The following is a 12494-nucleotide window of genomic DNA, read 5'->3' on the forward strand; positions in this document are numbered from 1 at the left end:
TTCGCTACGCCCTTCTGCCACCGAACCCGACATCGAGGTCATCCCCATGGTCCACAAACGCTTCGGCGGAGCCGCCTGTACCTCCTTCACCGCGCTCACCGTGTTCGGCGCACTCGCGCTCACGGAACTGCCGTCCGCGGCGGCCGTCGAACCCCTCGCACCCTCCTCCGTGCGGACGCTCGGTGCCGACAGCCCGCCGCCCGTCGTCCTGCACGCGATGGAGCGTGACCTGGGACTCACCGGTGCGCAGGCCAGGGCGCGGCTGGTGAACGAGGCGGAGGCAGGCACGCGGGCGGGCAAGCTCCAGATCGCCCTGGGCAAGCGCTTCGCCGGCGCCTGGGTGCAGGGCGCCACCTCCGCCCAGCTGACCGTCGCGACCACCGAGGCCGCGGACGTCCCCGCGATCACCGCCGGAGGGGCGAAGGCGGTCGTCGTCAAGAACACCCTGGAGGATCTCAAGGCCGCCAAGGCGAAAGTGGACGCCTCCGCGGGACGGGACATGGACACGCCGGTCCGCTACGTCGACGTGCGGACCAACCGCGTGACGGTCCAGGCGACGAACCGGGGAGCCGCCCGCAGGCTCGTCGCACTCGCCGGCGTCAACAGGCGGCTGGTACAGGTCAAGGTCTCCGCGGACCGGCCCCGCGCCCTGCACGACGTCCGGGGCGGCGACGCGTACCACATCGACGAGAAGTTCCGCTGCTCGGTGGGGTTCTCCGTGACCAAGGGAGAACAGCAGGGCTTCGCCAGCGCCGGGCACTGCGGAAAGGAGGGCGCCAAGACCACCGGCTTCAACAAGGTGGCCCAGGGTTCCGTCGCGGCTTCGATCTTCCCCGGCAAGGACATGTCCTGGGTGAGCGTCAACAGCGACTGGACCGCCACACCGGCTGTCAAGGGGGAGGGCGACCAGGACGTGAAGGTGACCGGTTCGGTCGAGGCGCTGGTGGGCGCGGCGATCTGCCGGTCCGGTTCCACCTCGGGATGGCACTGCGGCAAGATCGAACAGCACGGCTCCAGCGTGACCTACGCCGAGGGCGTCGTCGACGGAGTGACGCGCACGACGGCGTGCGCGGAACGCGGAGACTCCGGCGGCTCCTTCCTCTCCGGCACCCAGGCGCAGGGCATGACCTCCGGGGGCTCCGGAGACTGCACGAGCGGTGGCGTCACCTTCTACCAGCCCGTCAACCCGCTGCTCTCCGAATTCGGGCTGGCTCTGAAGACCGACGCGGGCGCGAGCACGCCCGGTGTGCAGGAGCGCCCCTCGGGTGGCTGGAGCATGGGCAAGGTCTATGGGACCGGCGTACGGGTGGTCCACAACGGTGTTGCTTACGAGTGCCTCCAGTCGCACCAGGCACAGGGGGTGTGGCAGCCGGACCGGACGCCCGCCCTGTGGCAGCGCGTCTGACGGACGGCGGTGAGCGGCGTGAGGACCTGACGGCCTCGCGCCGCCGTTCCGTGCCTGCGGCGTCACCTTCCTGTACGCCGTACGGCCGCCGTACGGCAGATGACCGGGCAGGCTCGCTTTCCACCGCCTCACGCCACCGCCTCACGCCTCTGCCAGCAGGGCGTACGCCGCCGCCACGAAGGTTTCGTGAGCGCGGAAGCGACGGGTGCACACGGCGGCCAGCGCCGTTCCGGTGTCGGGTCTGAATCCCAGGAAGGCCTGCTGCCCGAGAGTGGCTCCGGCGTGGAAGTACATGGGGCCGTCCTCCGTGGGGTGCTGGAACCAGCCCACCGTGTGGACGTGGCGGTGCCCCCAGCCCCGTCGCAGGACCGGGCGCCGTACCGCTCGCAGCGCGTCGGCCAGAGGAGGGCTGGCCGACGGATCCAGGTGGGCTTCGAGAAACGTCAGCAGATCGCCCGGGGTGGCTCGCACCGCCCCCGCCGCCCGGAAGCCGCCGATGCTCATCGGGGGTGTGGGGGTCGAGCCGTCCTTGCGGTGTCCGATGGCGTCGGTGTCCGGCCCGGCCGGATTCAGGGCGGTCCCGTGCAGATGGAGCGGCTCGAGCACCTTTCCGGTGAGCAGGTCGTCCCAGGGCGTCGCGGTGGCGGCGGCCAGGGCGTGACCGAGCACGGCGACACCGAAGTTGGAGTAGTGCCAGCGGGTGCCGGGCCGCCGGGGCTGCCGACGGCGCAGGAACGCGTTCACCACCCGCCCGTCGGTGTACGCGGCATAGGGATTGGTGTGCCAGGTGGGCAGGGCCCGGGGGTAGAAGTCCGCGGGCAGTGCGGGCAGACCGGAGGTGTGGGTGAGCAGGTGCGCGAGGGTGACGGGGTCCTGGCCGGTTCGCCGGGACGGATCCAGGCAGGTGACGGCGGGCTCGCCTCCGGACAGGACACCGCTCTGCGTCAGTTGGGCCAGGAGCAGGCCGGTGAACGTCTTGGAGGCGGAACCGAGCTCGTAGCGCAGCTGGGCGCGGGCAACGGGCGGGGGCGGCCCGGTGCCACCGCAGCGTACGGTGCGGTGTCCGTCCTGGGAGAGTGCGAAGACGGCGTCCGGTGCGTCCGTGGCGCTGATGGCGTCGTCGAGCCGGCGCCGCAGCGTCTCGCCGTCCGGGGAAGCGACGAGCGATGCGTCCTGGGGTGCTCCCGGAGATGCGTCCGCCGAAGGACGGCCGAGCGGGAGGACGGCGCCGGCCTCGAGGGGATCTCCCGGCCAGGGTTCGGGTCGCGGGGTCATGTCGGTTCGTGCGCCAACTGCGCCAGGGCGCGGGACGTGGCCAGTGTGGAGGCGAAGGCGGCGACGAGCGTGGAGTGGTACACGATGTCGAACACCTCGTCGGGGGTTCCCTGAGGCATCGTCAGAATGGCGGGCATCGCGCCGTCGGGCTGTTGCGCTGCGGCGAACCCCTCCCAGGCCCGCTCGTCCAGCGTGGGGCGTGGCAGGCAGGCGTCGACGACGAGCAGTTCGCCGAGCAGGTCCCAGCGTTGCAGGTTCAACCAGTCGTCCAGCCAGACGGGGAGCCAGGTGGCGAGGTAGTCGGCGAGTGGTGCCGGCAGGTGGTCGGGGCTCTCTCCCCAGTCGGTGAGGTGAAAGACAGTGTGGGTGATGTCGTAGGCGATGTGCCCTTCCACGGTCCAGGGCTCCGGGGTGCGTCCCAGCCAGGTGCCGCCGACGATCTCGGACTCGGGCGGCCGGGGAGACAGCCCGAAGCGGCGTTGGAACGCCGACAGCCCGAGGCGGCGCACCGACGGCATCTCCAGGGCGGCGAAGCTCTCCAGCCGCTGGTTGAGCCGGAAGGTCCGCTCGATTTCGGGCTGGCTGTAGCCCAGCTCCTTGAACGGCAGATAGACCTCGAAGGGGACGGGAGAAAGGGGTTCGATACGTTGGCCGCGGACCAGCATCCGACCGCCGTCGAGCGTGTGCTCCCAGGCGTGGTCGAGCAACTGCCGTGCCAGTTGCGCCTGCCGTGAGCCCGCCACCCCTTCGCGGAACAGCACCTTGCAGATGATGGCCAGTTCGCCGACCGGTTTGAAGCGCGACAGGAAGCCCACTTCCGGGTCCACGTCCTCCTCGAGGCGGAAACCGTCGCGGTGGGCGTGCAGCCATTCCATGGCGCTGGCCCCGACCGCGTGGATGAGGCGTGTACTGGTCATCTCGACGCTCCTTGTCCGCCCTGGACGGGCTGCGCCGCGTTCTCGAAGGTGTCCCGCGCCTCCCCTCTCACCGCACTGTCACCGGTGCTCCGGTGCAGCTGGTGAGTGGTGAGTGCGGCGGCATAGACCGCCATCAGGGTCGAGTGGTAACAGGCGAAGAAGTCGTCCGCGAGCGGGTGGCCCTCGCGCCCACTGCCGACTTCCGGGATGGCGCCGGACGCGTCCTGTGCTCTGCCGAGCTCCGTCCAGGACTCCCGCAGCATCACGTGGTCCGCAGGCCCGGGCGCGATGGCCGCCACGGCCAGCAGCTCGCAGCTCAGGTCCCACCGCTCATGCTCCAGGCAGGTGTCCAGCCAGGGCGGAAGCCACTGGCGCAGATACTCCGTGACCTCAGGGGGGACGCCCTCCGGTGCCAGGCCCCAGTCGCTCAGGTGGAAGATCACATGGGTGAGCGTGTAGCCGGCGTCCCGCTCGAACGTCCATGGTTCCGGCAGTGCACCAAGCCAGGTGCGCCGCATCGCCCTCTGCATGTCGTCGTGGGGCGTGAGGCCGTTGCGTCGCTCGGAGTTGAGGACTCCGAGGCGGCGGTTGGGCTGCTGCTCCGTCATCCGCCAGCTGCGGGTGCGGGCCGCCGTCGCGACGGCCCGCTCGAAGCCCGGGTGGCGCAGCCCCACCGACGCGAACGCCGCGTAGATTTCCAGAGGGTACGTCGCGAATGGTTCGAGACGCTGCAGCTCATGGAAGAGCGCACCCTGGCCGGTCTGCTGCCATGCGAAGTCCAGCAGTTCACCAGCGGTCGTGTGGAGGGGGGTGGTGGGTTCGGTGAGGCCGCGGATACTGACGCACACCTGTGCGAGTTCGCCGAGGGGCTTCCAGGTCCGGTTCACGTTGCCGTGCTCGGCGAGCGCGTCGTCGCCGAGCGCGAATTCGCCGAGGTGAGTGGTCAGCCAGGAGACAGCGGCCCGGCCGATTCCTTCGACGTCACGTGCCACCTGGCCGTCGCGCGCCATCAGCTCCGCGCTCCGGGCTGCATGAGGCGCGCCGCCTCGACCTGCAGTGCCACCCGCGGGTCGCCACAGCCCATGTGCGCCACGAATTCCATTCCGGACTCCAGGCCGAGCGTCTTCGGCACGCCGTCCAGGAGGACCAGCCAACGTCCCGCACCGGCTGCCTGCAGCCAGTCGCGGCGACGGACCGCACGGACGAAACCCCGTGCGACGTCGACAGGACGGCTGCGGGCCACGGCGGCCACGGCGCTGTCTCCGCCGGGGACCGCGAGCGGGGCCAGCACGGCGAGTTGATGCGCCAGTACCTGCCAGGGGGCCTCGGCGAGCCAATCCACCTGGGGTTCCTCCCCGGAGTCCGGCGTACCGGCGAAGGAGTCGTCCAGTCCCAGCAGGGCGCGTTCCATCGCCCAGTGGCTCCACACTGAGGCAGGAGAGGCGTTTTCGGGGGGCCGGTAGGCGTGTACCGCTCTGCCGAGCACGGCGAGATCGTCCGGCGCGGCGGGCATGCGGTGCAGTACGTTCGGCAGAACGGCATCGGCTCCCACCACCCGTACAGCGGCGAGCCCCGGGCCGGCGGTCGCCTCTGCGCCGTGGGCATCGGAGACGCTGACGGCCAGCCGGAACCGGCCCCCGCTCCGAAGAGCGGAGGCCAGCTCCGAAGCGAGATCCTGCACCGCACCCGCGAGCGGGGACGAAGTGCCTGACTGCTCCATTCGACTACCCCCGTCAGACCTTCTTCGGCCGAGGCGTCGGAGGCGACAGCAGGAGGCTCCCCTCGCCGGACACCAGTGCGAGCGCCACGCATTCGCGGGTGTCGCGGTAGAACCCGGCGACCTCGGTCGGGTTGAGAGCCGCCTCGACGTCCTGGATCTCGGTGAGCTCGTCGGTCAGAAAATCGGTGGAAGGCATCGTTGCCAGCCCCTTTCTGTTGAGCTTCGTGTTCCTGAGTGCGCTGGTGACCGGTCAAGATGATCACCGGAGAAATCACCGCGCGATGAACACATGTCCAGCTTGATACCGGGAGTCCTGTTTGTCCACTAGGGGGATGGCGTGCAGGTCACACCGTTGGCATTGACGCGTGGCTGTCGAAAGGGAGTTGATAATTGAACTAGCCAGGCGGGAGAGATGTCGATCGTTGAACTACTGAGGAAATGCCCGAACTCGCGAGGCGGTGGGGCCAGGCCGTGCGCAGCTGGCGCTGCGCAGCTCCAGGGTCTGGAGAGGCTCAAGTGGACGCCGTGGAGCCGACGTTCCGGCTCGGCCGGCTCCTGTCGGCGCCCGGCTGCAGGGGCGGGGCGGTCTCTGGTTCCGATGGCGGTGACCGGCCCTTCGCCTACGGACCCGGCCTCTTCTCCGCTATCGCCCCGGCCCCTTCTCGGCCGCTTTCGCCCCGCACCGCGGCCAGGTATGGGGCCCGCCGCCACAACCCGCCGCGGAGCAGCTAACTGAGGTGCTGCAGGGGGCAGTTGAGTGGACTGCTGTCCAGATCCCTCTCAGGGCGACGGTGGTGTGGGTGGCCGAGGACAACTCCGTCGCAGCGGTCGTTCCTTCGGGGGTGCGGCTGACATCACGACCTGAAGGAGGTGCCGAGTGAAGCGTCCCGCGGGGCGAAGCCCGGGCGGGAGGCGCAGGCCGACGGCCGTGAACCTCCCTCGGTCAGGATCGTGGCTCCGGCCTGACAGCGGCTCCCGGACCGGATTTCGCTCGCTTCCTCCGGATCCGGCGGCCGTCAGGCCGCCAGCGCCTCGCGGTCCGCGCGACGGGCCATGGCCCGGGGCGGAGCGGCGACGGAGGCAGTCCGGAGGAGGAGGTCGGCCGCGGCGAGTGCCTGGGGGACCTGTGTGGTGGCGGTGAGGACGCACAGGGTGTAGGCGGCGTTTACCAGCGCCAGCCGGGTGCTCTCGCCGGGGGATTCCTGGTAGGCCTGACGGGCGGCCGTGTAGCGGGCGCGGACATCGCGCAGCACCTGCACGTTGGGTATCAGCATGACGGGAGACCTTTCCGAGAGCGCCTTCAGCGACAGATGAAGCACGAGGGTCGACGCCTCCCGACCCAGCTTTTCCCGTCGTCCAGCTTCGTTCATTCCTCCGTGCCGCACCACCTGAGCACGTGCGGACCGCTCTGCACCCGCACTCGACAAGCCGCGTCGGCCGCTCGGCGGCCGACGACAGCAGAGCCTGTCTCCGGTCCTGCGGGCGCGCGTTCTTCAGACGGCGTTCTCCTGCAAGGACGCGCGCGCGGAGCGCCGGCGCGAGATGTTCCTCGCCAGCAGGTCTGTTGATTCCTTCACGCCGACTGTGTGTGCCTCCGCGGCCGGCAGGCGGCCGTCGGCGAGGCGCAGTTCGGCGAGGGCGGTCTGCATTGCCTGGTGGGCTGCGAAAAGGCAGGGAGTGCTGTAGATGGCGACATTGACGCCGAGGCCGGTGAGTTCGGTGAGCGACAGCCGAGGCGACTTGCCGCCGGTGATCTGGTTGAACAGCAGCGGTTTGTCAGCGGTGGCCTCGCGGATGCGTTGGATCCACTCGATGCTGCGGACTCCGTCGACGAGGATGACATCGGCGTCCGTGGCGGCCAGCGCTGCGGCACGGTGCAGGATGTCGTCGTCCTCGGTGGCGTCCGTGCGCGCGACGACGAGCAGGTCGTCGCGGGTGGCCAGGACGAGGTTCAGCTTTTCCAGGTACTCCTGCAGCGGCAGCAGGAGTTTGCCTTCGGCGTGGCCGCAGCGGCGGGGGCGCTTCTGGTCCTCCAGGATCACTCCGGAGGCCCCGGCACGCTCCAGGCTCTGCACCATGTGGCATGCCACTTCGATATCGACGTAGCCGTCGTCGATGTCCACCAGCAGGTGGTGTCCGGGAAAGGCGCCGCGCAGCCGCTGGACGAAGGCCAACATGTCGGGCCATGCGATGAAGCCGATGTCCGGCAGGCCGTAGTGCGAGGCGGCGAACCCGAAGCCGGAGACGAACATCCCGTCGTAGTGCTCCGCTGCGATCGAAGCCGAGTACATGTCGTAGACCCCGATCAACGGTGTCGTACCCGGTGCGGCGACCTGAGCGCGCAGTCTGCTTCCGTACGCCGTCATCCTGAGCTCTCCACACGTTCGTCGGTGCATAGGTGCGGAGAGGCCGCCGCGACACGGCAGTCCTTTCCCCCGGAGGATGTTCTCGGAGCCGTCTCCTCGGTGCCACCTCCGCAGGCTCTACTCACCCCAATGGCCCATGCCCGTTGGACGCCCGCCGGCAACGTGGAGGAGTTCCTCGCTGTCGGCATGGGGAGGGACGGGCGGTTGCCTCGGCCGTGGTCAGGTCCCGAGTGCGGCCTCGGCGGTGCTGCCGGGGCCGACGCCCGCGATCTGTTGCCAGCCCCGGGCAGACCGCGGGCGAGTACGGGACAGGACGGGCCTGCCCGCTTCGGGTACTGGACGCGCTCGGGCCGCGCCTCGTGACGCCGATGGCTCGCTCCGTACGGGCGAGCCACTGGGCGCCCGCGTGGATCAGCCCGCTGCGGAACCCGCCAGCAGGTCCGCGGGGATACCGCCCTTGTCGGGGGCGTAGAAGTTCCTGATCTCGGCCTCCCAAGCCTCCACGGACACCCGGTCGGCGTCGTCGGGCCCGAGGGCCTCGAAGAGGGCGTTGATGTTCGGCAGGGCGAAACCGACCCCGCGCAGCATGCCGGTGAAGACCGGACGGGCGACCCGGCCGCTGCCGTCGGTGTCTCCCATGCGCGCGAAGGTAGCCGCGAACTCGGCGATCGCACCGTCGAAGCGCTCCGGAGACAGGACGCACGCCTGGTACTCGTCGTAGGTGATCCTTCCGTCACGGTTGGCGTCGAGTTCACCGGCCAGAGTGTTCCAGTAGCGAGTGAAACCGGCGCGCATGGCGTTCTTGCGCGCCTCGTCGGCATCGGGCACAGCCGCGGCGACCCGGCTGCTCATCAAGTCGAAGTCGTCGGATTCCAGGACCCCGTTGCCATCGGCGTCGAACAGGGTGAAAACAACCCTCACGCGGTTGACTGCTTCGTCACGCATGGATTCATACCTTTCGTCAGGCCGGACAAGAGACAGGACGGCCGAGCCGTACCGTGCCGGCCCGGGGATGCACCCGTGGGCCACCGGCAGGCGGCGGTCATCGTGCGGCGCGGAAGCCGCGCCGGCGGGGAACCGCTGCCGGGCCGTCGCCCTGTCACTATGCGGGACTTGACCTTCGACGCCCCAGGATGCGCCTGCTGATCAGCAGAACGAGTGAACAAGGGCCGCCCCGGTGGAACAGGCCGGGTGCGCTGCCCTCGCGATCCCGTACGTGCCGCAGACCTGGCCCTGCTCCGGCCGTCGGACGCGGATGCCGAGGCGCGCGCCGGAAGAATCGGCGCGCACGGCGCACTGGAAGGGCGCGCAGTCCTCCGTTCGGTCTTCGCGCGCCCTACCGGTGCTCACGGGCGGCCCGCACGATGAGCACACCGCAAGATGCCCAAGTGACTCCGCACGCCACACTCGCCTTCTCGGGCGGTTGGCTTTGCGGGGAAAGGAGTGCGCGTTGTTGCTTCTCATCTCCCCGGACGGCGTCGAGGAGGCCCTCGACTGCGCGAAGGCGGCCGAGCACCTCGACATCGTGGACGTCAAGAAGCCCGACGAGGGCTCACTCGGCGCGAACTTTCCCTGGGTCATCCGGGAGATCCGAGAGGCCGTTCCGGCTGACACACCGGTGTCCGCCACGGTGGGAGACGTGCCGTACAAGCCCGGCACCGTGGCGCAGGCGGCACTGGGCGCGGTGGTTTCCGGAGCCACGTACATCAAGGTCGGCCTCTACGGATGCACGACTCCCGACCAGGCCGTCGACGTCATGCGGGCAGTCGTGCGGGCGGTGAAGGACCATCGGCCGGACGCCTTCGTCGTCGCCTCCGGATACGCCGACGCCCACCGGATCGGCTGCGTCAACCCGCTCGCCCTTCCCGACATCGCCCGGCGCTCCGGCTCGGACGCGGCCATGCTCGACACCGCCGTCAAGGACGGGACACGGCTGTTCGACCACGTGCCGCCCGAAGCCTGTGAGGAATTCGTGCGGCGCGCCCACGACGCCGGCCTGCTCGCCGCTCTTGCGGGCAGCGTGCGGGTGGGGGACCTCGGTGCGCTGACCCGGATCGGCACGGACATCGTGGGGGTGCGCGGGGCCGTCTGCGAAGGCGGCGACCGCAACGCGGGAAGGATCCAGCCGCACCTGGTGGCCGCCTTCCGGGCCGAGATGGACCGGCACGCCGGGGAACACACAGCCGCTGTCACCGCCGCGGGGTGACCGCCCGGATGAGGGCACAGCAGCCCGGGCACGTCCCGGGGCGCACGGCCGCGCCGCGTTCCCCGGGGGAACGGCTCCCCGGGGAAGCGTTCGCCGTTCTCGACCCCTCGACCGGGAGTGCCTTCGGCGAGGCCGTCGACCAGCGGCCGGACGAACTGGACGCCGTCGTCGTCAGGGCCCGCGAGGCATGGCGTCACTGGCGTGCCGACCCCGACGCCCGTACCGCCGCACTGCTCGCGGCAGCCGACGCCGTGGAGGCGGCCACGGCCGGCCTCGCCCCTCTGCTCACGCGCGAACAGGGCAAACCCCTGGCCGAGTCACACCACGAGGTCGCCCGTACGGCGGCCCGCCTGCGGTACTTCGCCGAGCTGACCCCGCAGCCGCAGCGCATCGAGGACGGCAGGCCGGTACGCAGCGAGATCCGCTGGCGCTCCCTGGGGCCCGTCGCGGCGATCATTCCGTGGAACTTCCCCCTCCAGCTCGCGTCCGCGAAGTTCGCGCCCGCCCTCGCCGCCGGTAACACGGTGGTGCTCAAGCCCTCTCCCCACACACCTCTGGCCACCGGGCTGCTGGGATCCGTGCTGTCCGCCACCCTGCCCGAGGGCGTACTGACGATCGTCACCGGACAGGAACCCCTCGGCGCCCGCCTCGCCGCGCACCCGGGGATCCGTCACGTGAGCTTCACCGGTTCGATTCCCACCGGCCGGGCCGTCGCACGCGGCGCGGCGGACTCGCTCGCCCGCGTCACCCTGGAGCTGGGAGGCAACGACGCGGCCGTCCTGTTGGACGACGTGGACGTGGAGAAGATCGCGGACCGGCTGTTCTGGTCGGCGTTCCGCAACTGCGGACAGGTCTGCATGGCCGTCAAGCGCGTCTACGCCCCGGCCCGGCTCTACTCCGACGTGGTCGAGGCGCTCGCCCAGCGCGCGAAGGCCACGGTCGTCGGCGCGGGCCTCGACGCGGGCACGCAGCTGGGCCCGCTCAACAACGCCCCCCAACTGGCCAGGGTCGAGGGCTGCACGTCACGCGCCCTGGCGGACGGTGCCCGGGCCGTGGCAGGGGGCCACCGGCTGGACCGGCCGGGCTACTTCTTCGCCCCGACGATCCTGGCGGACGTCCCCGCCGACAGCCCCGTCGTGACGGAGGAACAGTTCGGGCCCGTGCTGCCGGTGCTGCCCTACCGGGACCTCGACGAAGCCCTGGACGCGGCGAACGACACCCACTTCGGCCTGGGCGGTTCGGTCTGGGGGACCGACCTCGACCGGGCAGAGGAGGCGGCCGGCCGGCTGGAGTGCGGAACGGCATGGATCAACCACCACGCCGAACTGTCCCTCGCCCAGCCCTTCGCCGGCGCCAAGGACAGCGGAGTGGGGGTCGCGGGCGGCCCATGGGGCCTCTACGGCAACCTCCGTCCCTTCGTGGTGCACCGCCCGCGGGAGGACCGGCAGGCGGAACGGCAGGAGGAACGGTGGTGAGATTCGGCGCGGCCGTACTGCGGTCGTACGACGGCCCGTTCACCGTCGAGGACGTGCTGCACACGGGACCGGCCGAAGGCGAGGTACTCGTCAGGATCGCGGGCTGCGGAATGTGCCGGACCGACCTCGCGGTGCGGCACTCGGCAGGGCGCTCACCGCTGCCCGCGGTGCTGGGCCACGAAGGCGCCGGAACCGTGGTGGAAACGGGCGGCCCGCACACCGGACTCAGCAACGGCGACCACGTCGTACTCAGCTTCGACTCCTGCGGCCGCTGCCGCCACTGCATGGGCGCGGCGCCCTCCTACTGCGAATCCTTCGCCCCGCTCAACCTTCTCGGCGAGCACACCGAGAACCCCGTACGGTTCACCGACCCCACCGGGGCCGCACTGGCTCCCCGCTGGTTCGGCCAGTCCTCGTTCGCCGCCTACGCGGTGGTCCGGGCCCGCAACGCGGTACGGGTCGACCCCTCGCTCCCCGTCGAACTGCTCGGCCCGCTCGGCTGCGGGTTCCTCACCGGCGCCGGAGCGGTCCTCAACACCTTCCGCGCCGGACCCGGCGACACCCTCGCGGTGTTCGGCGCGGGCGCGGTGGGCCTGGCCGCGGTGATGGCGGCCACTGCTTCCGGAGCGGTCACCGTGGCCATCGACCGGCACCCCGAGCGCCTGGCTCTGGCCGAACGCTTCGGCGCGACCCCCCTGCACGCCGCGGCACCCGACCTGCGGGGCCGTATCCGGCGACTGACCGACGGCGGCGCCCGCTACGCCCTGGACACGACGGCCTCCGCCCGGCTGATCAACGATGCCCTCCAGTCCCTGCGTCCGACCGGCCACCTGGGGCTCGTGGCACGGCTGCACACCACTCTCCCCCTCGAACCGGGGGCGCTGGACCGCGGCAGGACCCTCTCCCACCTCTGCGAGGGGGATGCGGTACCGGGACTGCTGATCCCGCGTCTCACCGCGCTGTGGCAGGCCGGACGCTTCCCCTTCGACCAGTTGATCCGCACGTATCCGCTCGCCGGCATCAACGAGGCCGAGAGGGACTGTGAAGCGGGCCGGGTGGTCAAACCCGTGCTCATCCCGCCGGACGGAGACGGGTGAGGACGCCGCCTCCGTCCGGCCCACGACTGCCCG

At 70.8% G+C, this 12494-nt stretch carries 12 protein-coding genes; 4 read left to right on the forward strand and 8 right to left on the reverse strand.

Annotation, left to right across the window (positions count from 1 at the left end; genetic code table 11):
- The first annotated feature begins 46 nt into the window (after window positions 1-46).
- Window positions 47-1405 (forward strand): alpha-lytic protease prodomain-containing protein, encoded by a 1359-nt coding sequence (locus ACFWVV_RS11870; protein WP_384347624.1) that lies wholly within the window; start codon window positions 47-49, stop codon window positions 1403-1405.
- A gap of 141 nt (window positions 1406-1546) precedes the next feature.
- On the opposite strand, the gene ACFWVV_RS11875 is transcribed toward ACFWVV_RS11870, so the two are convergent.
- The 8 genes from ACFWVV_RS11875 to ACFWVV_RS11910 form a co-directional block, all read right to left on the reverse strand.
- Complete coding sequence (locus ACFWVV_RS11875; RefSeq protein WP_384347560.1) at window positions 1547-2680, reverse strand: serine hydrolase domain-containing protein; 1134 nt, start codon at window positions 2678-2680, stop codon at window positions 1547-1549.
- Window positions 2677-3597: a DUF6895 family protein gene (locus ACFWVV_RS11880; protein ID WP_384347557.1), complete on the reverse strand. Its 921-nt coding sequence runs from the start codon at window positions 3595-3597 to the stop codon at window positions 2677-2679. The genes ACFWVV_RS11875 and ACFWVV_RS11880 overlap by 4 nt, the downstream gene beginning before the upstream one ends.
- Window positions 3594-4607, reverse strand: a complete 1014-nt coding sequence (locus ACFWVV_RS11885) for a DUF6895 family protein (protein WP_384347556.1) — start codon at window positions 4605-4607, stop codon at window positions 3594-3596. The genes ACFWVV_RS11880 and ACFWVV_RS11885 overlap by 4 nt, the downstream gene beginning before the upstream one ends.
- Complete coding sequence (locus tag ACFWVV_RS11890) at window positions 4607-5317, reverse strand: hypothetical protein (protein WP_384347553.1); 711 nt, start codon at window positions 5315-5317, stop codon at window positions 4607-4609. The genes ACFWVV_RS11885 and ACFWVV_RS11890 overlap by 1 nt, the downstream gene beginning before the upstream one ends.
- Before the next feature lie 13 nt (window positions 5318-5330).
- Complete coding sequence (locus ACFWVV_RS11895) at window positions 5331-5513, reverse strand: hypothetical protein (protein WP_384347550.1); 183 nt, start codon at window positions 5511-5513, stop codon at window positions 5331-5333.
- 820 nt (window positions 5514-6333) lie between these two features.
- A complete protein-coding gene (locus ACFWVV_RS11900) occupies window positions 6334-6591 on the reverse strand; it encodes a DUF5133 domain-containing protein (protein WP_384347547.1) in 258 nt (85 codons plus the stop codon).
- A gap of 219 nt (window positions 6592-6810) precedes the next feature.
- Entirely contained in the window at window positions 6811-7683 is an 873-nt protein-coding gene (locus tag ACFWVV_RS11905; protein ID WP_384347544.1) for an oxaloacetate decarboxylase, read from the reverse strand.
- A gap of 411 nt (window positions 7684-8094) precedes the next feature.
- The gene (locus tag ACFWVV_RS11910; RefSeq protein ID WP_384347541.1) at window positions 8095-8628 is read right to left on the reverse strand and encodes an EF-hand domain-containing protein; all 534 of its coding nucleotides are present in this window, start codon (window positions 8626-8628) and stop codon (window positions 8095-8097) included.
- Window positions 8629-9133: 505 nt separating this feature from the next.
- On the opposite strand from ACFWVV_RS11910, the gene ACFWVV_RS11915 reads away from it, so the two are divergent.
- Genes ACFWVV_RS11915 through ACFWVV_RS11925 form a run of 3 tightly spaced genes read left to right on the forward strand, consistent with a single transcriptional unit; the run spans window position 9134 to window position 12461 of the window.
- Complete coding sequence (locus tag ACFWVV_RS11915; RefSeq protein WP_384347539.1) at window positions 9134-9889, forward strand: (5-formylfuran-3-yl)methyl phosphate synthase; 756 nt, start codon at window positions 9134-9136, stop codon at window positions 9887-9889.
- An 8-nt stretch (window positions 9890-9897) separates the two neighbouring features.
- Window positions 9898-11364, forward strand: a complete 1467-nt coding sequence (locus ACFWVV_RS11920; RefSeq protein ID WP_384347536.1) for an aldehyde dehydrogenase family protein — start codon at window positions 9898-9900, stop codon at window positions 11362-11364.
- Window positions 11361-12461 carry an NAD(P)-dependent alcohol dehydrogenase gene (locus ACFWVV_RS11925; protein WP_384347533.1) on the forward strand — a complete coding sequence of 367 codons (1101 nt, stop codon included), beginning with the start codon at window positions 11361-11363 and terminating at the stop codon, window positions 12459-12461. The genes ACFWVV_RS11920 and ACFWVV_RS11925 overlap by 4 nt, the downstream gene beginning before the upstream one ends.
- Window positions 12462-12494: the final 33 nt, after the last annotated feature.

The organism is Streptomyces sp. NPDC058663 (assembly GCF_042716745.1).
Classification (GTDB): Bacteria; Actinomycetota; Actinomycetes; order Streptomycetales; family Streptomycetaceae; genus Streptomyces.